Origin of the sequence: Thauera sp. 28 (genome assembly GCF_000310145.2) — a bacterium.
Lineage (GTDB): Bacteria > Pseudomonadota > Gammaproteobacteria > Burkholderiales > Rhodocyclaceae > Thauera > Thauera mechernichensis.
This window is the reverse complement of the sequence record NZ_AMXA01000003.1, coordinates 24410-45300: the sequence shown is the minus strand read 5'-3', so window position 1 is coordinate 45300 and position 20891 is coordinate 24410. Positions and strand designations below refer to the sequence as shown.

At 68.4% G+C, this 20891-nt stretch carries 19 protein-coding genes; 13 read left to right on the top strand and 6 right to left on the bottom strand.

Annotation, left to right across the window (positions count from 1 at the left end):
- Nucleotides 1–11: 11 nt before the first annotated feature.
- The 7 genes from C662_RS03570 to C662_RS03540 all read left to right on the top strand — a co-directional run bounded on the left by C662_RS03570 (nt 12) and on the right by C662_RS03540 (nt 6859).
- Nucleotides 12–1397: a DUF1329 domain-containing protein gene (locus tag C662_RS03570; RefSeq protein ID WP_002925071.1), complete on the top strand. Its 1386-nt coding sequence runs from the start codon at nt 12–14 to the stop codon at nt 1395–1397.
- Nucleotides 1398–1631: 234 nt separating this feature from the next.
- Nucleotides 1632–2399, top strand: a complete 768-nt coding sequence (locus tag C662_RS03565) for an SDR family NAD(P)-dependent oxidoreductase (protein WP_002925069.1) — start codon at nt 1632–1634, stop codon at nt 2397–2399.
- 8 nt (nt 2400–2407) lie between these two features.
- Entirely contained in the window at nt 2408–3490 is a 1083-nt protein-coding gene (locus C662_RS03560; RefSeq protein ID WP_002925067.1) for an alkene reductase, read from the top strand.
- Nucleotides 3487–3939 carry a MaoC/PaaZ C-terminal domain-containing protein gene (locus C662_RS03555; protein WP_002925065.1) on the top strand — a complete coding sequence of 151 codons (453 nt, stop codon included), beginning with the start codon at nt 3487–3489 and terminating at the stop codon, nt 3937–3939. Before C662_RS03560 ends, C662_RS03555 begins: the two co-directional genes overlap by 4 nt.
- Nucleotides 3940–3978: 39 nt before the next feature.
- Nucleotides 3979–4728, top strand: a complete 750-nt coding sequence (locus tag C662_RS03550; protein ID WP_002925064.1) for an electron transfer flavoprotein subunit beta/FixA family protein — start codon at nt 3979–3981, stop codon at nt 4726–4728.
- Nucleotides 4729–4736: 8 nt separating this feature from the next.
- Entirely contained in the window at nt 4737–5681 is a 945-nt protein-coding gene (locus tag C662_RS03545; RefSeq protein ID WP_002925062.1) for an electron transfer flavoprotein subunit alpha/FixB family protein, read from the top strand.
- 38 nt (nt 5682–5719) lie between these two features.
- Nucleotides 5720–6859 carry a helix-turn-helix transcriptional regulator gene (locus C662_RS03540; protein WP_002925061.1) on the top strand — a complete coding sequence of 380 codons (1140 nt, stop codon included), beginning with the start codon at nt 5720–5722 and terminating at the stop codon, nt 6857–6859.
- A gap of 21 nt (nt 6860–6880) precedes the next feature.
- On the opposite strand, the gene C662_RS03535 is transcribed toward C662_RS03540, so the two are convergent.
- Nucleotides 6881–7768 carry a cache domain-containing protein gene (locus C662_RS03535; RefSeq protein WP_002925060.1) on the bottom strand — a complete coding sequence of 296 codons (888 nt, stop codon included), beginning with the start codon at nt 7766–7768 and terminating at the stop codon, nt 6881–6883.
- A 152-nt stretch (nt 7769–7920) separates the two neighbouring features.
- Here C662_RS03535 and C662_RS03530 point away from each other — a divergent pair, with 152 nt between their 5' ends.
- The 5 genes from C662_RS03530 to C662_RS03510 all read left to right on the top strand — a co-directional run bounded on the left by C662_RS03530 (nt 7921) and on the right by C662_RS03510 (nt 15556).
- Nucleotides 7921–8688, top strand: a complete 768-nt coding sequence (locus tag C662_RS03530) for an SDR family oxidoreductase (protein WP_002925058.1) — start codon at nt 7921–7923, stop codon at nt 8686–8688.
- Nucleotides 8689–8712: 24 nt separating this feature from the next.
- Nucleotides 8713–9552 carry an SDR family NAD(P)-dependent oxidoreductase gene (locus C662_RS03525; RefSeq protein ID WP_002925055.1) on the top strand — a complete coding sequence of 280 codons (840 nt, stop codon included), beginning with the start codon at nt 8713–8715 and terminating at the stop codon, nt 9550–9552.
- Between the two features lie 61 nt (nt 9553–9613).
- The gene (locus C662_RS03520) at nt 9614–11251 is read left to right on the top strand and encodes an electron transfer flavoprotein-ubiquinone oxidoreductase (RefSeq protein WP_037984121.1); all 1638 of its coding nucleotides are present in this window, start codon (nt 9614–9616) and stop codon (nt 11249–11251) included.
- A gap of 178 nt (nt 11252–11429) precedes the next feature.
- Nucleotides 11430–12482: an efflux RND transporter periplasmic adaptor subunit gene (locus C662_RS03515; RefSeq protein WP_002925051.1), complete on the top strand. Its 1053-nt coding sequence runs from the start codon at nt 11430–11432 to the stop codon at nt 12480–12482.
- Nucleotides 12479–15556, top strand: a complete 3078-nt coding sequence (locus C662_RS03510; protein WP_002925050.1) for an efflux RND transporter permease subunit — start codon at nt 12479–12481, stop codon at nt 15554–15556. Before C662_RS03515 ends, C662_RS03510 begins: the two co-directional genes overlap by 4 nt.
- Nucleotides 15557–15582: 26 nt before the next feature.
- Here the strand turns inward: C662_RS03510 and C662_RS03505 are convergent, their stop codons facing one another.
- On the bottom strand, nt 15583–16893 hold the full coding sequence (locus C662_RS03505; protein WP_002925049.1) for a Glu/Leu/Phe/Val family dehydrogenase: 1311 nt from the start codon (nt 16891–16893) through the stop codon (nt 15583–15585).
- A 132-nt stretch (nt 16894–17025) separates the two neighbouring features.
- Complete coding sequence (locus tag C662_RS03500) at nt 17026–17949, bottom strand: LysR family transcriptional regulator (RefSeq protein WP_002925047.1); 924 nt, start codon at nt 17947–17949, stop codon at nt 17026–17028.
- Between the two features lie 276 nt (nt 17950–18225).
- On the opposite strand from C662_RS03500, the gene C662_RS03495 reads away from it, so the two are divergent.
- Nucleotides 18226–18834 (top strand): MarC family protein, encoded by a 609-nt coding sequence (locus C662_RS03495; protein ID WP_002925045.1) that lies wholly within the window; start codon nt 18226–18228, stop codon nt 18832–18834.
- Between the two features lie 24 nt (nt 18835–18858).
- Here C662_RS03495 and C662_RS03490 read toward each other — a convergent pair whose 3' ends face one another.
- The 3 genes from C662_RS03490 to C662_RS03480 are packed head-to-tail and all read right to left on the bottom strand — an operon-like array spanning nt 18859 to nt 20794.
- Complete coding sequence (locus C662_RS03490; RefSeq protein WP_002925043.1) at nt 18859–19407, bottom strand: chromate transporter; 549 nt, start codon at nt 19405–19407, stop codon at nt 18859–18861.
- Nucleotides 19404–20033: a chromate transporter gene (locus C662_RS03485; protein WP_002925031.1), complete on the bottom strand. Its 630-nt coding sequence runs from the start codon at nt 20031–20033 to the stop codon at nt 19404–19406. The genes C662_RS03490 and C662_RS03485 overlap by 4 nt, the downstream gene beginning before the upstream one ends.
- On the bottom strand, nt 20030–20794 hold the full coding sequence (locus tag C662_RS03480) for a 2'-5' RNA ligase family protein (RefSeq protein ID WP_002925028.1): 765 nt from the start codon (nt 20792–20794) through the stop codon (nt 20030–20032). The genes C662_RS03485 and C662_RS03480 overlap by 4 nt, the downstream gene beginning before the upstream one ends.
- Nucleotides 20795–20891 lie beyond the last annotated feature (97 nt).

The following is a 20891-nucleotide window of genomic DNA, read 5'->3' as shown; positions in this document are numbered from 1 at the left end:
GGCTCACGACAATGAACGTAACGATCAAGGGACTCCTCTTTACCGTCGCTGCGACCACGCTGCTGCAGGCGCCCGATCTTCAGGCGCGCGCCACGGCGGAGGAAATCGCCCGCCTTGGCAAGGACCTGACCTGCGTCGGCGCCGAGCGTGCGGGGAATGCCGAGGGCAGCATCCCCGAGTGGAGCGGAAAGTGGCTGGGTGTGCCGCCGCATGTGGACTTCAAGGGCACGGGCAGCCATCCGATCGACCCCTATGCGGACGACAAGCCGCTCTTCGTCATCACCGCGGAGAACATGGCGCAGTACGCCGACCGCCTGTCGGACGGCCAGAAGGCGCTGTTCCAGAAATACCCGCAGACCTTCCGCATGCCGGTGTACCAGAGCCGGCGCGACTTCCGCTTCCCGGACGCTGTGTGCGACGTCACGCGCGAGAACGCCGCCAACGCGGAACTGGTGGATGGCGGGGAGGGCGTGATCGCGACCACCGGCGGCATCCTGTTCCCCTTCCCCAAGACGGGGCTCGAGCTGCTGTGGACCTCGTCGATCTTCACCTATCGGCCCTTTACCGAGGAGTTGATTTCCGACAACGCCTACGTGCTCGCCGACGGCAAGGTTAACTGGGGGCGGGTGAAGTCGCGCAACCTTGCGCCGCACCTGGAGCCGGGCAAGCGCACCAGCACCGCCGAGGGCCGGCAATCGTCCTACTACATGAACGAGACCCTGCTGCCCGAGCGCGACAAGGGCGAGATCAACACCGGCATGGAGTTCTGGAACCACAAGGCCGCGCCGCGCCAGAGCTGGCGCTACGACCCGGGCACCCGCCGTGTCCGCCAGTCGCCCGGCTATGGCTTCGACATGTCCTTCCCGGGCACGGGTGGCTCGATCACGGTGGATGAGGTGCGCCTCTTCAACGGTACGCCCGAGCGCTACGACTGGAAGATCGTCGGCAAGCGCGAGCTCTATATTCCCTACAACACCTACCGGCTGCATTCACCGGATGTGAAGTACGCGGATTTGCTCAAGCCCGGCCACATCAACCCCGACTACATGCGCTACGAGCTGCATCGCGTGTGGGTGCTGGAGGGGACGCTCAAGGAAGGCTATCGCCACCTCTACGGCAAGCGCGTCATGTACGTCGATGAGGACAGCTGGCTGATGAAGATGGCCGAGAACTACGACGCCCGCGGCGGGCTGTGGCGTACTTCGATGATGAACTACTTCTACGCCTATGAAGCCAACACCTGGCAGGCAGGCGTGGGCCTCTACCACGATCTGCAGACCGGGACCTACCTGGCGTTCAACCTCGTCAACGAGCAGCGCAACGGCTACACGCTGAACACCGGCAAGCTCAGCGAGCGCGATTTCGGGCCCGAGGCCGCGCGGCGCGCAGGTCTCTGATCACGCGGGTGCAGCAGTGAGGGGCGGCGGGCGTTTTGCTCGCCGCCCCTCGTTCGTCAACGCAAGCCTCCGGCCTCTCTCGTCCATTGTCGCTAGTCTCATCGGACGATGGCGTGGCGGGGGGCTTTTCCTACCCTTGGGCAACAGGCGGACGAAACGCGAGCCCGCCGATCGTCCGCAAGGGTCAAGCAGGTGCGCCGCAGCCGACGTGCGGCATCAGTGAGGAGAGATGACATGGCAGCTCGTATGCAGGGCAAGGTGGCGTTCGTGACCGGCGGCGGCAGCGGGATTGGTGCGGCGACGGCGTCGAGGCTTGCGCAGGAGGGCGCGACGGTGGTGGTGTGCGGCCGCCGCCGTGAGCCACTGGACGAGGTCGTGGCGGGTATCGTCGCAGCCGGCGGCAAGGCCGAGGCTGTAGTTGCCGACGTCAGCGACGAGGCGGGCTTCACCGCCGCGCTCGAGGCGGCGGCGCAGCGCCATGGCCGCCTCGACGTGCTGGTGAACAACGCCATGGCCTACACCTGGGGCAGCATCGAGGAGATGAGCACCGCCGACTGGCATGCGAACTTCGCGACCTCGGTCGATGGCACCTTCTGGGGCACGCGTACCGCGATGCGCCTGATGAAGGGCAAGGGCGGCGCGATCGTCAACGTATCGTCGATCTGCGGCCAGCTCGGCACGCCGTGGATGGCCGGGTACTCGGCGGCCAAGGCGGCGATCGACAACTTCTCGCGCGCCGCAGCCGCCGAGGGCGCGCCGCATGGCGTCCGCGTCAACGTGGTGATCCCCGCGGTGGTCGAGACCCCGGCGACGGCCGGCATGCTGGCTGACGAGGCCTCGCGCAGGAACACCGAGAAGCTGATTCCGATGGGCCGGGTGGGGCAGCCGGAGGAGCTCGCCAACGCGATCCTGTTCCTCGCCAGCGACGAGGCGTCCTACATCACTGGCGCGAGCCTGCCGGTCGATGGCGGACGCTCGTCGGTGCTGGTGACCGCGCTGTGAGCGCCGTCATGGCAGCGCTTTCCCGCCTTTTCAGCCCGGTGCGCCTGGGCGACCTCGAGCTCGCCAACCGCATCGTGATGGCGCCGATGACGCGCAACCGCGCCGACGCGCAGGGCGTGCCCGGCGAGCTGATGGTCGATTACTACGCCCAGCGCGCCGAGGCCGGCCTGATCGTCGCCGAGGGCACCTCGCCGAGCGCCGAGGGCCAGGCCTACTGCCGCCAGCCCGGGATCGCCACCGCCGCGCAGGTCGCCGGCTGGCGCAAGGTGACCGACGCCGTGCATGCGCGCGGCGGATGCATCGTGCTGCAGGTCATGCACGGCGGCCGCATCGGCAGCCACCACATCAAGGGTGAGGGCGTGGCCACCGTCGCTCCGTCGGCGATCCGCGCCGCGGGCGAAGTGTTCACCGATAGCGCCGGCATGCAGCCCTACGACACGCCGCACGCGCTGTCCACCGAAGAAGTGCACGCCGCGGTGGCCGAGCATGCGCAGGCCGCGATCAAGGCCCGCGAAGCCGGTTTCGACGGCGTCGAGCTGCACTGCACCAGCGGCTACCTGCCGATGCAGTTCATGTGCTCGGGCACCAACCAGCGCACCGACGCCTATGGCGGCAGCGTCGCCAATCGCGTGCGTTTCGTGGCCGAGTGCCTGCAGGCGATGGCCGCAGCCATCGGCGCCGGGCGCGTCGGTCTGCGCTTTCGCGTCGGCAACAGCTACAACGACATTCAGGACGAGGACACGGTCGCCACCCATGCCGAGCTGCTGCGCCAGGTGAAGGACATGGGCCTGGCCTACGCCCACGTGATGCGCGCCGAGTCGCCCGACGTCGATGCCTTCGCGCTCGCCCGCGCGGGCTTCGACGGCAGCCTGATCCTCAACGACGGCTTCGACGCCGCCTCGGCCGAGGCTGCGCTCGCGGCCGGGCAGGGCGAGGCCGTGTCCTTCGCGCGCGACTTCATCGGCAACCCCGATCTCGTTCGCCGTCTGCGCGACGGCCTGCCGCTCGCCCGCTTCGACCGCAGGACGCTGTACACGCCGGGCGCTGCCGGCTATACCGATTACCCGGTCGCCGAAGGGGTGAGCGCATGATCTATTGGGAAGACGTCGAACTCGATGTGCCGCGTGAATCGTCCGAGCACTATGTGCTGAGCGCCGCCAACATCAAGGCCTTTGCGAGCGAGTGGGATCCGTTTCCGCCCCATGTGGATGAGGCGGCGGCGGCCAGGTCGCCGATCGGGCAGCTGTTTGCCGCGGGCGTCCATCTGCTGTCGATCACCATCCGCCTGAGTCATTCCATTCCCAGCGATGAGACGGCGTCGATCGCCGGCCGTGGCTGGGAGAACCTGCGCTTCCATCGCCCGGGCGTGGCAGGCGACACGCTGCGAGTGCGCGTCACCCATGTCGAGCGCAGCCCCGCCAGCCGGCCGGAGCGGGGCATCCTGGTGTCGCGCTTCGAGTTGCTGAACCAGCGCGACGAGGTGGTGGTGAGCTTCAATGCCAATGTTGTCATGCTGCGCCGCGAGCCGCTTGCGGCCTGAGCGCGCGGGCGCAATCAATAAGTGAGCAAGGAGAAAGACTTGAAGGTTCTTGTCCCGGTGAAGCGGGTCGTCGATTACAACGTGAAGGTACGGGTCAAGTCCGACCAGAGCGGAGTCGAGCTGACCGGCGTGAAGATGTCGATCAATCCCTTCGACGAGATCGCCGTCGAGGAGGCGGTACGCCTGCGCGAGGCGGGTGTCGCCACCGAGGTGGTCGCGGTGAGCTGCGGTAGCGGAGCAAGTCAGGAGACCCTGCGCAGTGCGCTGGCGATGGGTGCAGATCGCGCCATCCTGGTGGAGACGGACGCCGAGCTGCAGCCGCTGGCGGTCGCCAGGCTGCTGCAGGCGGTGGCCGGGCGCGAACAGCCGCAGATGGTGATCTGCGGCAAGCAGGCGATCGACGACGATGCCAACCAGACCGGGCAGATGCTTGCTGCGCTGATGGGCTGGCCGCAGGCCACCTTCGCCTCGAAGGTGGCGGTAGGTGAGGGTGTGGTAGCGGTCACGCGCGAGATCGATGGCGGCCTCGAGACGCTCGAGCTCAAGCTGCCGGCGGTGGTGACCGCAGACCTGCGCCTCAACGAGCCGCGCTACGCGACCCTGCCCAACATCATGAAGGCGAAGAAGAAGCCGCTCGAGGTGCTGCCGGCCGCTGAACTCGGCGTCGACATCACGCCGCGTCTGCGCCATGTGCGTCACGCGGAGCCCGCCGCGCGCAAGGGCGGCATCAAGGTCGCCGATGTGGCGGAACTGCTCAACAAGCTTCGCAACGAAGCGAAGGTGATCTGAGGCGAACGATGAAGACACTGGTCATTGCTGAACACGACAACGGCCGCCTGATTGCGGCGACCCTCAACACGGTGACGGCGGCGAGCCGTTTCGGTGGCGAGGTCGACGTCCTGGTTGCCGGCCACGGTTGTGCGGCGGTTGCCGCCGAGGCGGCAACGCTGGCGGGTGTGAGCGGGGTGCTGCTGGTCGAGGCTGCGCACTATGCCGAGCCGCTGGCGGAGAACCTCGCTGCGCTGGTGCAGCGCGTGGCGGGCGCGGGCGGCTACCGGGCCGTGCTTGCCCCGGCCACCAGTTTCGGCAAGAATCTCGCCCCTCGCGCGGCCGCACTGCTCGACGCGGCAGCGGTGTCCGACGTGGTGGCGATCGATGCGCCGGGCCGTTATCTGCGCCCCATCTACGCCGGGAACGTCATGGTGGCGGTCGAGTCTGAGCAGGCGCTGGATGTGCTGACCGTGCGCACCACCGCCTTCGATCAGGCGACTGCCGGCGGCAGCGCGGTGGTGAGCACGCTCGAAGCCGGCCCGGACCTGGCGCTGTCGCGCGTCGTCGGCCGCGAATTGAGCAAGTCCGAGCGCCCGGAGCTGGCCGCAGCGGCGATCGTCGTCTCCGGTGGTCGGGGGCTGGGCAGCGGTGAAAATTATCACCGCGTGCTCGAACCCCTTGCTGATACGCTGGGCGCAGCGCTCGGTGCGTCGCGCGCGGCGGTCGATGCCGGTTTCGTTCCCAACGATTACCAGGTGGGCCAGACGGGCAAGATCGTGGCGCCGGGGCTCTACGTGGCGGTCGGGATCTCGGGTGCGATCCAGCACCTGGCAGGCATGAAGGATTCCAAGGTGATCGTGGCGATCAACAAGGATCCGGATGCGCCAATCTTCCAGGTCGCCGACTACGGCCTGGTTGCGGATCTTTTCGAGGCGGTGCCGGCCCTGACGTCCGGGATCGCACAGGCTTAGCGGCGCGTGCAGCGGCTGCGTCGATGAGGGATAGGGTTTTGGCCAACATTGATCTGGATCTCGCGGATTACGACCGCATCGTCTCGGCGCTCTACGACGCGTCGCTCGAGAGCCGTGGCTGGCCGAATGCGCTGGAGATGCTGCGTGCGCTGTTCCAGGCGAACTACGTTACCCTGATCCTGCGCAGCCCCGACGAGGGCAATCTTGGCCTCATGATCGCGGTCGGGGTCGAGGGCGGCGACCGGGTGACCTACCTGCCCTATGGCCACGACAGCACGCCCTTCGTCAATCAGCCGGTGGACAAGGTGTTCACCGTCGATGACCTGATGACCCAGGCTGAGTGGCGGCGCATGCCCTATTTCCAGCACTGGTGCGCGCCCAAGGATGTGTTCCATGTCATGGGTGCGGACATCTCGACGCCCGACGGTGGCAAGCTGCGCTTTCGTATCACGCGCGGCGAGGCGGCGCAGAACTTCGACGCGGTCGATCGTGCGCGCTGCGAGGCGCTGCTGCCGCATCTGCGCCGGGCGCTGCATGTGCACAACCTGCTCGATCGCAGCGAGTCGATGGGGGCGCTGTACTCCGATGCCATCGGCCGTTTGTCGGTCGGCACCATCGTGCTCGACGAGAGCGGCAAGGTGCTCGAGCAGAACCTGATCGCGCGCGAGCTGGTGGCTGCGAACGATGGCCTGAAGCTGGTCGGCGGGCGGCTCGAGGCCTCCTATCCGAGCGACAACCGCGAGTTGCAGCAGCTCATCCGCAATGCCTTTCTCCGCCACGCCGGCAGTCCGCCTACGCTGGCGCAGGCCATGTCGGTGTCGCGCCCCTCGGGGCAGGTCAGCCTGGGGATCGTGGTCGAGCCCGTGCCCTCGCAGGAGTGGGCCGAGGGCAAGGGCCACCCCGCGGCGATGGTTTATATCCGCGATGCGGCCGGAAAGTCGCTCGCCAGCACGGCGGCGGCCAAGCAGCTCTTCAACCTGACACCGGCAGAGACTGCGCTCGCCATGGAGCTGGCCAACGGCCTGTCACTGGAAGAGGCTGCCGAGGCGCTCAACATCCGTCGCAACACGGCGCGCGCCCATCTGCGCTCGATCTTTTCCAAGACCGGCGTCAGGCGTCAGACCGAGCTGGTGCGCATCATGCTCAACAGCGTGGCCGCCTTGAGCCGTATCGCCTGAACCCGGCGCCTGGGCGCCGGTTCAGCGCGCAGGGCCGGTGAATGCGCCCGCGCCGAAAAGGTAGTTATCCACCCGGATGACGTGGCTGCGCTTGTGCTCGACCTTCTGCGTGAGCGGGTTGCGCCAGGTATATTCGACTTCGCCCTCGCCCCGGTCGCGGGCGACATCGATCATTTCGCGGATGAAGCGCTTGCCGTTGGTGTCGGCCAGCTCGCCGCCCTTGCGGCCGACGAAGCGCGGGTGGCCGCCGTTGGCGTACACGATCTCGTCGTCGAGACCGATCACGAACACGTAGAGGTCGTCCTGCACGAAGCCGCCGTTGAGGCTGTTGAAGCGGGCGAAGGCGGCGTCGCCCTGGGTCTTGTACTGGTGTACGGCACGCCACAGCAGCGACTTGGCCAGTTCCAGGCTGGCGAACGGGGTGTAGTAGCCGACCACGAGGATGCGCTCGCCGACCTTGCGGTAGGTGGCGATCTTGGGATCGTTGCGTCCCGTGCTCGGGTTGCGCCAGCGGTACTCGACGCGACCTGCGCCCTGCGCGCGGGCACCATCGAGGATCTCGCGCATGAAGCTGCGCCCCTCGCTGTCCTGCAGGTCGGTGACGTTGCGCCCGATCAGCGTGATCGAGCTTCCGCCGCTGGCAAGGAAGTTGCCCTGGGTGTCGATCGCGTACACGTAGAGTTCGCCTTCGACGAACTCCCCGGCGCGGCTGAAGCTGGCGAGCGCCTCATCGCCTTTGTCCACCAGGTGTCGTTCGGCGCGGTCGAGCAGTGCCTGTGCGCGCGAGCCGCTGTCGGCGGCTTGTTGTGCGCGCTGCGTTGTCGCGGCGCTTTCCGTTGCATGCACCGGCATCGCCGCTGTGGCGAGACCGATCATCAGGGCGAGGAGCAGATGCGGCGGCGGCTTCATGGCAAGCTTCCTGGAGGAACGGTCGATGAGCGCGATTCTAGAGCAGGCCGGGGGGCGAGGGCTTAGTCCGCGCGGACGATGCCGGGCCGTTGTTGCGCTGGTGATACTGCGGCATTGACATGTTCCCCCACCGGGGGTCGAGGGAGATTCACATGAGCGTCACTGTCGTTACCGGTTCCGCGTCGGGCATCGGCGCCGCGATCCGCGATCAACTCCTCGCCGCAGGCCAGCGCGTCATCGGCATCGACCGCCAGAACGCCGACATCGTCGCCGATCTGGCGTCCGCCGAGGGGCGCAAGGCCGCCGTCGATGCGGTGCTCGAGGCCTGCGGCGGTACGCTCGACGGCCTGGTCTGTTGTGCAGGCCTGGGGCCGACCGCGCCGTCGAGCAGCCTGATCGTGAGCGTCAACTATTTCGGCATGAGCGAGCTGGTCGATGGCCTGGCGCCTGCGCTCGAGCGCGGCACCAAGCCTGCCGTGCTGCTGATCGGCTCGGTAGCCTCGGTGCACCAGGGCATGGACAAGCTGCCGATGGTCGGCGCCATGCTCGCCAATGACGAAGCGGGTGCGCGCACCCAGGCCGACGCGATGGCGATGCCGCAGGCCGCCTATGCGGGTTCGAAGTACGCGATCACGGTGTACGCGCGCAAGAAGGCCGTCGAGCTCGGCCCCAAGGGGATCCGGCTCAATGTCCTGGCTCCGGGCGCAGTGGAGACGCCGCTGCTCGACGCCTCGCGCGCCGACGCCCGCTATGGTGAGGCGATCCGCAACTTCGTGGCACCGATCGGACGCAACAGCGCGCCGGATGAGATCGCCAACGTGGCGTGCTTCCTGCAATCCGCGCAGGCCAGCTTCGTGCACGGCACCGTCGTCTTCGTCGATGGCGGCATGGATGCGATGACGCGCCCCGAGCGCTTCTGAACCCAGCGGAGACGGCGTCCGACCATGAGCAAGGTTGCATTCATTACCGGCGCGAGCCGGGGGATCGGGCGCGAGACCGCGCTCGCCTTCGCGCGTGCGGGCTACGACCTGGCGATCAGCGCGCGCACCCTGGAAGAGGGTGAGACACACGCGCATGCGTTGACCGATGCCGAGGGCCGTCCCCTTGCCGGCAGCCTGGCCTCGACCGCCGCTGCAGTACGCGCGCTCGGGCGCGAGGTGCTGGTGCTGCGCATGGACCTGCTGGACGAGGCCTCGGTGCGTGGCGCAGCTGCAGCCGTACTCGCCCATTACGGGCAGGTCGACGTGCTGGTCAACAACGCCATCTATCAGGGCAGCGACCTCAACCTGCCCTTCATGGCGCTTGGGGGAGAGACCCTGCAACGGGTGTTCCAGGGCTACGTGATGGCGCCGGTCGTGCTCACCCAGTGCCTGCTGCCGGCGATGATCGCGCGCGGCGGCGGCACGGTGATCAATGTCACCTCCGGTGCCGGTGAGAGCGACCCGCCGGTGGCCGCCGGCAAGGGCGGCTGGGGGTATGCCTACGGGGCGGGCAAGGCGGCAGTGTCACGCCTGTCGGGGGTGCTTGCCGCGGAGTTCGGCGAGCAAGGCATCCGCGCGTTCACCATCAACCCCGGTGTGGTTACGACCGAAGCGCTGCGCGCCACGATTGGCGACAAAGGCGTGCTGGCAATGCGCAAGGGGGTGGCGCCACCGGAGGTGCCAGCCGCGGTGATGTGCTGGCTGGCGACGCAGCCGGAGGCTGACCGCTTCCAGCGCCGTACCGTGCAGGCGCAGGCGTTCGCGCTCGAACACGGTGTCGTGCCCGACTGGCGCAACGCATGACCGCGGGCCACCCGCGCCGGGTGCGACCGCTATTCTGTTTTACGAAGGGATCTTCATGAGCATCGAACGCGAGTCGATGGAATTCGACGTGCTGATCGTCGGCGGCGGCCCGGCCGGGCTGGCGGCGGCGATCCGCTTGAAACAGCTCGCCACGGCCAAGGGCCAGGAGCTGTCGGTGTGCCTGATCGAGAAGGCCGCCGAGATCGGTGCCCACATCCTGTCGGGCGCGGTGATGGACCCCAAGGCGCTCACCGAGCTGATCCCCGACTGGAAGGAACAGGGCGCCCCGCTCAACACCGAGGTCACCGAAGACCGCGTGCTGTTCCTGTCCGAGACCGGTGCCCGCCAGGCCCCCAACGGCCTGCTGCCCGACTGTTTCGTGAACCACGGCAACTACATCGTGCGCCTGGGCAACGTGGTGAAGTGGCTCGGCGAGCAGGCCGAGGCGGCCGGCGTCGAGGTCTATCCCGGCTTTGCCGGCGCCGAGATCCTGTTCGACGACAAGGGCGCGGTCAAGGGCGTGGCCACCGGCGACATGGGCCTCAACCGTGACGGCACGCCCGGCCCGCACCACCAGCCGGGCATGGAACTGCACGCCAAGTACACGCTCTTTGCCGAAGGCTGTCGCGGCCATCTGGGCAAGCAGCTCGAGGCGAAGTTCAATCTGCGCGAGGGCGCCGACCCGCAGACCTACGGCATCGGCATCAAGGAGCTGTGGGAGGTCAGGCCCGAGAACCATCGCCCCGGCCTGGTGGTGCACACCGCCGGCTGGCCGATGGACAACGCCACCTATGGCGGTGGCTTCGTATATCACCTCGAGGACAACCTGGTGGCGGTGGGTTACGTGGTCGGCCTCAACTACGAGAACCCGCACCTGTCGCCCTTCGAGGAGATGCAGCGCTACAAGACGCACCCCGAGATCCGCAAGTATCTCGAAGGCGGCAAGCGCCTGGCCTACGGCGCGCGCGCCATTGCCGCCGGCGGCCTGCAGAGCCTGCCGCGGCTGATCTTCCCGGGCGGCGCGCTGATCGGCGACGATGCGGGCTTTCTCAACGCCGCGCGCATCAAGGGCAGCCACGCCGCGATCAAGTCGGGCATGCTCGCCGCCGAGGCCGCCTTCGAGGCGCTCGCCAAGGAACGCGAGCGCGACGCGCTCACCGCCTACCCGGCCGCCTTCCGCGACTCCTGGCTGTACGCCGAGTTGCACAAGACGCGCAACTTCAAGCCCTACATGAAGAAGGGCCTGTACCTGGGTTCGCTGCTGTTCGGCATCGACCAGGTGGTGTTCCGCGGCAAGGCGCCGTGGACGCTGCGCAACAGCGCCGACCATGACAAGCTCAAGCCGGCGGCCGAATGCGCGAAGATCAATTACCCCAAGCCCGACGGCGTGCTCACCTTCGATCGCCTGTCCTCGGTGTTCCTGTCCAACACCAACCACGAGGAAGAGCAGCCCTGCCACCTGCAGTTGAAGGACGGCGCGGTGCCGATCGCAATCAACCTGGCCAAGTACGACGCCCCCGAGCAGCGCTACTGCCCGGCTGGGGTGTATGAGATCGTCCACGAAGAGGCTGGGCCGCGCCTGCAGATCAACGCCCAGAACTGTGTGCACTGCAAGACCTGCGACATCAAGGACCCGACCCAGAACATCAACTGGGTCGTGCCGCAGGGCGGCGAAGGACCGATCTACCAGGGGATGTAAGCGGCGCACGCGTGCTCGGCCATCACATGCCGGAACGCCGAGCCGCCACGTTCAGCTTCCGTACGTCTCCGTTCGGAACCCTGCATGGGCGCGAATGGGGTGTGGCATGATCTCGGCGTCCTCATCGATGCCGTACGATTCGCCCCCCATGCTGAACTCATCTGAACGGAAGTCCCCCATGCGCCTGTTCGTGCTCCCGCTGATCCTGGGTGCGTTCGTCCTGTCGGGCTGCGAGCGCAGTGTGCCCCCGGTGCAGGACAAGGCGCCGCCGTTCGTGAAGACCGTGGCGGTGACGGCGAGCACCGAGGGTCAGCTCGGGCTGTCGGGTACGGTGCGGGCACGGGTGGAGACGCCGCTCGCCTTCCAGGTCGGGGGGCGGATCGCTGAGCGCCGGGTTGACGCAGGTCAGCAGGTCGCGGCCGGGCAGGTGCTGTTCGAGCTCGACAAGCGCGACCTGGAGCAAGGTGCGCGTGCCGCCGAAGCCGACCTCGCCGCCGCGGATGCGGCTCTGGCGACCGCGGTTGCCGATCTCGCCCGCAACCGTCAGCTGCAGGAGCAGAGCTTTACCAGCGCGCAGGCGCTGGAGCGCTTCGAGCTGGCGCGCCGCGAGGCGCAGACACGGCGCGATGCCGCCGCGGCGCGCCTTGCCCAGGCGCGCAACGCGCTCGGCTATGGACGGCTGCTGGCGCCGGCAGACGGCGTGCTGATCGACGTCACCGGCGAGCCTGGACAGGTGGTGGCCCCAGGTCAGGCGGTGGCGATGCTGGCACAGGCGGGCGAGCGCGAGCTCGAGGTGTACTTCCCCGAGGGCGCGCAGCCGCCGCAGGACGGCGAAGCGACGCTGGGCGAGGACGTGACGCTGGCCTTGCGCTTGCGTGAGACGGCGGGCGCGGTCGATCGTCAGGGGCGCACGCTGCGTGCGCGCTATACCGTGCTGGGCCCGCCTGATGCGCTGGTGCTCGGTGCGGTGCTGCGTGCGCGCTTCGATGCCCCGCTGGCGGAGGCCGAGGGCGAGTTCGTCGTCCCGCTCGGTGCGCTCAACGATCGTGGCCAGGGGCCGCGGGTGTGGCGGTTGCGCGATGGGCGCGTCGAGGCGGTGGCGGTGACCGTGGTGGGGACCGATGGCGAGGCCGCTCGCGTACGCGGGCCGCTCGCGGCCGGCGACCGGGTCGTCGCGCTCGGCACCCACCTGCTGGTCGAGGACATGGCGGTGCGGGAGCTTGGGCGATGAGCTTCCCCAACCTGTCTGCGCTCGCCGTGCGCGAGCGCTCGATCACCTTTTTCTTCCTGCTGCTGGCGGTGCTCGGTGGCGTGTATGCCTTCCTGTCGCTGGGGCGGGCCGAGGACCCTGCATTCACGATGCGGGTGATGGTGGTCAATGCGGTGTGGCCGGGCGCGACCCCCGAGGAGATGCAGGAGCAGGTGGTTGACCGCCTGGAGAAGCGCATCCAGGAGGTGGAACATGTGTACCGCATCATCACCACCATCCGTCCCGGCTCGGCCAACATGCAGATCGAGTTCCATGAATACACCAAGCCGGGCGAGGTGCCGCAGCTCAAGTACGACGTGCGCCGGCGCATGCAGGACGAGGCCGGCAGCCTGCCGGCCGGAGTGATCGGGCCGATCGTCAACGAGGATTTCGCCGACGTCTATTTCAAGCTCATCGCGCTGACCGCGCCCGGCCTGCCGATGCGCGAACTGGTGCGCGAGGCCGAGGTCATCCGCGACCGCATGCAGCGCGTCGACGGCGTGCACAAGGTGCTGGTGCTGGGCGAGCGTCCCGAGCGCGTGTACGTGGAGTTCGACAACGCGCGCCTGGCCAACCTCGGTATCGCGCCGCAGGCGGTGTTCGACGCCATCAATGCCGGCAATCGCTTGTTGCCTGCCGGTCGCCTCGAGACCGAGGGTCCGCGCCTGTACCTGCGCCTGGATGCGGACCTTTCCGATACCGCGCAACTCGCCGCGGTGCCGATCCGGGTTGCCGACCGCGTGCTGCGCCTGGGCGATATCGCCCATGTCCACCGTGGCTACGAGGAACCCCCCGCACAGCTGGTGCGCTCGCGCGGCGAGGATGCAGTGCTGCTCGGCGTGGTCATGAACAAGGGCGAGAACGGCCTGGTGCTGGGCGAGCGCCTGGACCACTTCGTCGACGCCGAGCGCGAACGCCTGCCGCTGGGCATCACGCTCGAGGTGCTGACCAACCAGGCCGAGGCGATCTCGGCTGCGGTCGAGCTTTTCCAGCTCAAGTTCCTGGTGGCGGTGGTGGTGGTGGTGGGCGTGAGCATGCTGGCCATCGGCTGGCGCGCCGGGCTGGTGGTCGGCATCGCGGTGCCGGTGACCCTGGGCATCACCTTCCTGCTCATGAAGCTGATGGGCATCAACCTCGACCGCATCACCCTGGGGGCGCTGATCATCGGCCTCGGCCTGCTGGTGGACGACGCCATCATCGCGGTCGAGATGATGCTGGTGAAGATGGAGGAGGGCTGGGACCGCATCCGCGCCGCGGCGCACGCGTGGACGGTGACGGCTGCGCCGATGCTGTTCGGCACCCTGGTGACGGTGGCCGGCTTCCTGCCCATCGGCTTTGCGCGCTCGGCGGTTGGTGAATACACCGGCAACATCTTCTGGGTGCTGGCGATCTCGCTGTTGGTGTCCTGGCTGGTGGCGGTGGTGTTCGCGCCCTACCTCGGCGTCAAGATGCTGCCGACGGTGGCGCCGGAGAACGTCCACAGCCACGAGAGCGTGTACCAGACGCCAATGTTCCGCCGCCTGCGCCGCCTCATCACCGGCTGCGTGCATTGGCGCAAGACCGTGGTCTTCGGCACCCTGGGACTGCTCGTGCTGGCGGTGCTGGGCATGGCGACGGTGGTGCAGAAGCAGTTCTTCCCGAGTTCGGATCGCCCCGAGGTGCTGCTCAGCGTCTATCTGCCCCAGGGCAGCAGCATTGCGGCCTCGGATGCAACCGTGCGCAGGCTGGAGGCCATCCTCGCCACCCAGGACGGCATCCGCTCGAGCTTGGCCTACGTGGGCGCCGGTGTACCGCGCTTTTTCCTGTCCGCCAACCCCGAGCCGCCCGACCCCGCGTTTGCCAAGCTGCTCGTGGTCACCGAGGGCGTGGCGGCGCGCGATGCGCTGATCGCCGAGCTGCAGCGCCACGTCGATGAGGGCGAGTTTCCCGAGGCCCGGGTGCGGGTGTCGAGTCTGCTCTACGGGCCGCCGGTGGTGTGGCCGGTGGCTTACCGCGTGCTGGGGCCGGATCAGCTCGAGCTGCGCCGCATCGCGCATCAGGTGCGCGAGGTGATGGCGGCCAACCCGCACATCGTCGATCCGCACCTCGAGTGGGATGAGCGCGCGCCGGTGCTGCACCTGGCGATGGACGTCGAGCGCCTGCGTCTGCTCGGGCTCACGCCGCAGGACGTGGCCCAGCAGCTGCAGTTCCACCTCGAGGGTACGCGCATCGCCCAGGTACGCCAGGATATCCGCACGGTGGACGTGATCGCGCGCGGTGCCAGCGGCGGCGCACGGCTCAATGCGGAGAGCCTGTCCATGCTCGAGATCCTTACCCCTGATGGGCGCAAGCTGCCGGCAAGCCAGCTCGGCCGCCTCGAGGTGCGCTTCGAGGAGCCGGTGATCAAACGCTACAACCGTGAGCCCGAACTGCTGGTGCAGGCCGATGTACAGGGTGCCCAGCCCAACGACGTCACCGCGGCGGTGTGGGCTTCGCTTGCGGGCGTGCGCAGCCAGCTGCCACCCGGCTACAGCATCATGATCTCGGGTGCGGTCGAGCAGTCGGGCAAGGCCGACGCCTCCATCCAGGCGCTGCAGCCGCTCATGGTGGCCTGCATGCTGATCTTCATCATGCTGCAGATGCGCTCATTCACCGGTACCTTCGTGGTGCTGGCGACCGCGCCGCTCGGCCTCGTCGGTGCGGTGATTGCACTGCTGCTGTTCGACCAGCCCTTCGGCTTCGTCGCCCTGCTCGGGCTGACGGGCCTCGCCGGCATCCTGATGCGCAACACCCTCATCCTGACCCAGCAGGTCGCGGACAATTTCGAGGCCGGCATGGGCCCCTTCGACGGCGTGGTCGAGGCCGCGGTGCAGCGCGCCCGCCCGGTGGTGCTGACCGCGATTGCGGCGGCCTTCGCCTTCATCCCGCTGACGCTGGACACCTTCTGGGGGCCGCTCGCGTATGTGCTGATCGGCGGTGTCGCGGTGGGTACCGCGATCACCCTGCTGTTCGTGCCGGCACTGTACGCGTTGCTGTTCCGCCTCGGTGCGGATGCGCAGGCCGGCGGGCCGGCCTAGCGCCTGGTTTCGACCGGGTGCCGCGCTCAGGGGTACAGGCCGCGCTCGGCGCGCGCTTCGAGCACCCGGCTGCAGGCGATGATGAAGGCCGCGGTGCGCAGCGGCACCTGCTTCTCGGTCGCCACATGCGAGATGGCGTTGAAGGCGTTGATCATGATGCGCTCGAGGCGCTCGTTGATCTCTTCCTCGCTCCAGAAGAAGCTCGAGAAGTCCTGCACCCATTCGAAGTACGACACCGTCACGCCGCCGGCGTTGGCGATCACGTCGGGCACCACCAGCACGTTGCGCGCTCGCAGCACGTCGTCGGCCGCGGGTGTGGTGGGGCCGTTGGCGCCTTCGACGACGACACGGGCGCGGATGCGCTCGGCGCGCTGCGGGGTGATCTGGCCTTCGAGCGCGGCCGGCACGAGGAACTCGCAGCCGAGTTGCCAGAAGTCTTCGATGTCGATCGCCGCGGCACCGGCAAAGCCCGCGAGGCCGCCGTTCGCCGCCGTATGCGCGAGCGCTGCGGGGACGTCGATGCCACCCTCGTTGACCAGGGTGGCGGTATGGTCGGCGACCGCGATCACGCGCGCACCGGCCTCGTGGAACAGGCGTGCGGCAATGCCGCCGACGTTGCCGAAACCCTGCACCACCACGCGCGCACCCTCGATCGGCAGGCCGATGCTGCGGCCGGCCTCGCGGGCGGTGATGAACACGCCGCGGCCGGTGGCTTCCTGGCGGCCCAGGCTGCCGCCGAGCGCGATCGGCTTGCCCGTGACCACGCCGGTGGCGGTGCCGCCGCGGTTCATCGAGTACGTGTCCATCATCACCGCCATGGTCATTGCGTTGGTGCCCACATCGGGTGCCGGAATGTCCTTGTTCGGGCCGATGATGACGCCGATCTCGGAGGTGTAGCGGCGGGTGATGCGCTGCAGTTCGCCCTTGCTCACGCTTGCCGGGTCGACGCGGATGCCGCCCTTGGCGCCGCCGAAGGGCAGGCCGACCGCGGCGTTCTTGATCGTCATCCAGCCGGCGAGTGCCATCACCTCGTTGAGCGTGACGTCGGGATGGAAGCGCACCCCGCCCTTGCCCGGTCCGCGCGACAGGCTGTGCTGCACACGGTAACCCTCGTAGTGGGCGACGGTGCCGTCATCGCGCTCGATGGGCACGTCGACGATCAGCGTGCGCTTGGGGTGCTTGAGGGTCTCGATCCAGCGCTCGAGCGAGCCGAGATAGGGGCGTACGCGCTCGATCTGCTCGACGAAGCTCGACCACGGTTCGGGCGCAGCCGGATTGAGGTAGGACAGACCACCCAGCTTGTCGAAGCTGGCGGGACGGGCGGGTTGCGTGCTCATGTGCGGGGTCTCCTCGCGTGGAAAGCGCGCATTCTCCGGCGGGGTCGCCTGGCCGCGGATACCGTTGCTTCATCGGGTCATGCGTTTCGCGCATAAACTGCGAAAGCGCACCTGCAGGACGAGGCCGCAGCGTCAGCGCGCGCCGTCCGCCGCCGCCACATCGGCCGTTAGATGCGCCCACAGTCGCAGCAGCTCGGGGCGCGTGTTGGCACGGTCGCGATAGAGCCGCACTTCCATTTCGAGCGTCCATCGGGCATCGCCGGCAACGCTCAGTTCGCCGCGTTCGAGCTCGCGCGTCACTGCACTGGCGGGCAGGAAGGCCAGGCCGTGTCCGGCAAGCAACATCGCCTTCAGGCTCTCGGCCATGTCGGACTCGTAGTGCAGCGCCAGGTGCGCCGGCTGACCGGCGCGATCGAGGATGGTGTCGACCATCCTGCGCAGATAGGTGTTGGGGCCATAGCGCAGGAAGGGGATGGGCGTCTCCGGTGTGCCCGGCAGCCGCCAGCGCCCGTTTCCGACGAGCCCCCGTGGCAGATAGGGCCGCACCGTCTCGGTGGCGAGCCTGAGGCCCTCGAAGCGCGCGGGATCCAGCCATACGGGATAGGCGGGATGGTGGTAGCACAGCAGCAGGTCGCACCCGCCTTCGACCAGGGTGGTGACCACGTCATGGACATTGCCTGCCATCAGGCGCGTGGGTTGTTCGCCGAAGGCCTGCTTGAGCTGCCCCAGCCAGGCGGGAAAGAAGGCGAAGGCCAGGGTGTGCGGCACGGCGAACACGAGGGCATTGCCCGCTACCGGCTGCATGCCGCGCGCAAGTGCGCGGGCTGCATGCAGCCGGCTGATGAGGTCCGCAGCCGGGCCTTTGAAGGCCTCTCCAGCCGCGGTGAGCTGGGTTGGATACGCACTGCGGTCCACCAGCGGCGCCCCCAGCCACGCCTCCAGGGCACGGATGCGGCGCGAGAACGCCGGCTGCGACACATGACGCTGCTCGGCCGAGCGCGAGAAGCTGCCCGTTTCGGCCAGGCTGATGAAGTCTTCCAGCCATTTCAGTTCCATAAGTAGGTCTCCGTGCCGCAGGCACTCCGTGCGGGCTGGTCGATGTGCGCCGGCTTCGGCGTGGCCGCGCTCACTGCCGCGAGCAGGCCGAAAGAAGGCCGCAAGAAGGCGGCGAGGATAGCGCGGCGGGACAGGCTGAGTCAGCCGCAAGCGGGTTTGTGCGCCTCGAGCACTGGCGGCGCCTGCGGAATTTGCCGCCGACCGCGCCGGCATCGTAGTCTGCCGGACGCGGGACCATGCGGGGGCGTTCCCCATTGGTCGTTTGGAGTGCATCGAATGGAATTTGCGAAGATCTTCATCACGCTGGCCGCGCTCATCAACCCCTTTGGCGCGATCCCGGCCTTCATCGGCCTGACCCAGGGCCAGTCGGCGCTCGAGCGTCGCCGAACCGCACGTACTGCAGCGCTGGCGAGTTTCGTCGTGATCGCGGTCACCGCCTTGTGCGGAAAGTACCTGCTGGCCGGCTTCGGCATCACGGTGGCTTCGCTCCAGGTCGGTGGTGGCGTGCTGCTGTTCATCGTCGCCATTTCGATGTTCAACGCCCAGCCCGCCCCCAGCCGTACGACTCCCGAGGAGACCGACGAGGCTGCAGAGCGCGCCAACATTGCCGTGGTGCCGCTGACCATTCCGCTGCTCACCGGCCCTGGGACGGTCAGCACGGTCATCATCTACGCCGACCAGGGCACCAGTACGGTGCTGATGCTGCTGGGGGCCGGCCTGGTGATGGGCTCCGTGGTCTGGTTCGCCTTCAGCCTCGCCGGCCCGATCAGCCGTCTTGCCGGGCGTACCGGACTCAACATCATGACTCGCCTGATGGGCCTGGTGCTTGCGGCACTGGCGGTGGAGTTCATCGCCGCCGGCATCCGCGCCTATGTGCAGGCATGAGCGTGGGGGCTGCCAGCAAGGGAGTCAGGCCAGTCCCGCTGCGCCCAGCACTGCGCCTGCGGCGATCATCCAGATCGGCGCCAGTTTCGTTCTCAGCGTCACCAACGCGGTGAGCGCGATCAGTACCAGCGCGCCGTTGCGGTGCGCCGGGTCGCCGACGAAGGGTAGCGCGAGCAGCCAGCCGGTGGCGAACACCAGGCCGACGGTGATGGGGGCCAGGCCGGCGGTGAAGGCGCGCACCAGGGCCGTGTCGCGCCGGCTCGCGCCCCAGCGGCTGACGCCGAGCGAAAGCAGCGTGGACGGCAGCAGGATGCCCACCAGCGCCGCCGCGGCACCGGGCAGGCCCGCAGCCTGGAAGCCGAGCACCGGCACGAACAGCACGTTGGGGCCGGGCGCGGCCTGGGCGAGTGCGACTGCGGTGGTGAAGTCGGCGTCGCCAAGCCAGCCGCGCTCGGTGACGAAGTAGCGATGCATCTCCGGCGCCGTCGACATCGCACCGCCGATCGACAGCAGCGACAGGGTCAGGAAGTGCAGGAAGAGTTCGAGCAGCTCGCCCGCGGGCAGCGTATTCAAGATGCGTCCTCCGGGCGTGCCGCGCGCGCGTCGAGGATGGCGATCCGCCAGCGCGCAAGCCCCCAGCCGAGCACGCCCAGGCCGATCACGATCCATGCCAGGGGCAGGCGGAATACCGCGATCGCAACCAGCGCGCCCAGCCCGAGCAGCGCGCACAACCAGGGGCCGAGCAGGTTGCCGCGCAGCGTGCCGAGCATCTTCACCGCCATCGCCAGGATCAGTCCTGCTGCCACCGCACCCATGCCGCGCAGCGCGCCCGCCACCGCGGGAAACTCGGCCAGGCGTTCATGGCTCGCTGCGAGCGCGATCACGATCAGGAAGGGGGCGAGCAGCATGCCGGTGATTGCCGCAAGTGCGCCGCGCCAGCCGAAGTAGCGGTCGCCGATCATCAGCGACAGGTTGACCACGTTGGGTCCGGGCAGCATCTGTGCGATCGAATACAGCTCGATGAACGCTTCGCGGCTCAGCCAGCCGCGGCGGTCGACCAGCTCGCGCTGGGCGACCGCGAGCACGCCGCCGAAACCCTGCAGCGCGAGCAGGCTGAACGCGACGAAGAGCGCGAAGGGCGAGGCGGGGCGCTTGGGCGCGTCTGCGAGCGCTGCCGGTCCCTGGGCGGATGGGCTCATGGCATCTCCATGGGGAGGTCCGATGCCGGCGCCGTGTCGCGGTTCGCGCGCACGGGCTCACGACAGCGGAAGAGTTCGGCTGCGGCCAAGCGGCTTCGCCACTGCAGGCGGTGTGCGGCGAGGTCCCACTCGGCCAGGGTGAACAGGGCGCCGCCAATCTCGGCGGCGACGTAGCCCATCAGGCTGATGCGCTCGATCGCGCAGCGCAGCGGTACCACGGGCGCGCAGGCGTCGAAACGCTGTGCCACGGAGTGCGTTGGGTAAGCGTCGGCGTACAGGCCTACGGTCACGTGCGGCACGTATTCGCCCTGCGGGTGGGGCGTGTCCGCATGCAGGCAGGCGCGCAGTGCACAGAGCGGACCATCGGCGCCATCGACATGCAGGAAAGGGGCCGATGAAAAGCTCTCCAGCGCTCCGATGGCGACCGTAAAGGGCGTGATCCGCGCTGCCGCGAGCGCGTCGATGCGTGCCTGCAGCCAGTGGCGGTCGAATTCATCCACCGCCGGCCTGGCGGTGCGCGCCGGAAAACCGCACAAGGCAAGCGTGATGTGCGGCTGGCGTCGGTAGCCGTCGAGCAGCAGGCCGTCCAGTGCGCGCTGTGCGGCGGTGATCCGCGAGCGCACCGCAGGCAGGTCCACGTCGATCGCCCACAGCAGGTAGTGCGGCCGGCCGCGATGCCAGTCGCCGAAGTCGCGGCGTTCGTTGCGCAGGGTCAGCGGCTCGGCGAGAAAGCGCTGGCGCAGCGCGGCGGGAGTGATCATGCGGGAGGGCGGAGCTGTGGGCGGGCGCAAGCGAAGCGGATGAGTCCGGGCTTGAATTCGATCGCTAGAATGAAAGGGTGATTGTCCCGGAAAAGAG

Bases quoted from the DNA above. Each gene is read 5' to 3' on its own strand.
- C662_RS03570 (WP_002925071.1), top strand. From the start codon at position 12: ATGAACGTAACGATCAAGGGACTCCTCTTTACCGTCGCTGCGACCACG.
- C662_RS03565 (WP_002925069.1), top strand. From the start codon at position 1,632: ATGGCAGCTCGTATGCAGGGCAAGGTGGCGTTCGTGACCGGCGGCGGC.
- C662_RS03560 (WP_002925067.1), top strand. From the start codon at position 2,408: ATGGCAGCGCTTTCCCGCCTTTTCAGCCCGGTGCGCCTGGGCGACCTC.
- C662_RS03555 (WP_002925065.1), top strand. From the start codon at position 3,487: ATGATCTATTGGGAAGACGTCGAACTCGATGTGCCGCGTGAATCGTCC.
- C662_RS03545 (WP_002925062.1), top strand. From the start codon at position 4,737: ATGAAGACACTGGTCATTGCTGAACACGACAACGGCCGCCTGATTGCG.
- C662_RS03535 (WP_002925060.1), bottom strand. From the start codon at position 7,768: ATGAAGCCGCCGCCGCATCTGCTCCTCGCCCTGATGATCGGTCTCGCC.
- C662_RS03530 (WP_002925058.1), top strand. From the start codon at position 7,921: ATGAGCGTCACTGTCGTTACCGGTTCCGCGTCGGGCATCGGCGCCGCG.
- C662_RS03525 (WP_002925055.1), top strand. From the start codon at position 8,713: ATGAGCAAGGTTGCATTCATTACCGGCGCGAGCCGGGGGATCGGGCGC.
- C662_RS03515 (WP_002925051.1), top strand. From the start codon at position 11,430: ATGCGCCTGTTCGTGCTCCCGCTGATCCTGGGTGCGTTCGTCCTGTCG.
- C662_RS03510 (WP_002925050.1), top strand. From the start codon at position 12,479: ATGAGCTTCCCCAACCTGTCTGCGCTCGCCGTGCGCGAGCGCTCGATC.
- C662_RS03505 (WP_002925049.1), bottom strand. From the start codon at position 16,893: ATGAGCACGCAACCCGCCCGTCCCGCCAGCTTCGACAAGCTGGGTGGT.
- C662_RS03500 (WP_002925047.1), bottom strand. From the start codon at position 17,949: ATGGAACTGAAATGGCTGGAAGACTTCATCAGCCTGGCCGAAACGGGC.
- C662_RS03495 (WP_002925045.1), top strand. From the start codon at position 18,226: ATGGAATTTGCGAAGATCTTCATCACGCTGGCCGCGCTCATCAACCCC.
- C662_RS03485 (WP_002925031.1), bottom strand. From the start codon at position 20,033: ATGAGCCCATCCGCCCAGGGACCGGCAGCGCTCGCAGACGCGCCCAAG.
- C662_RS03480 (WP_002925028.1), bottom strand. From the start codon at position 20,794: ATGATCACTCCCGCCGCGCTGCGCCAGCGCTTTCTCGCCGAGCCGCTG.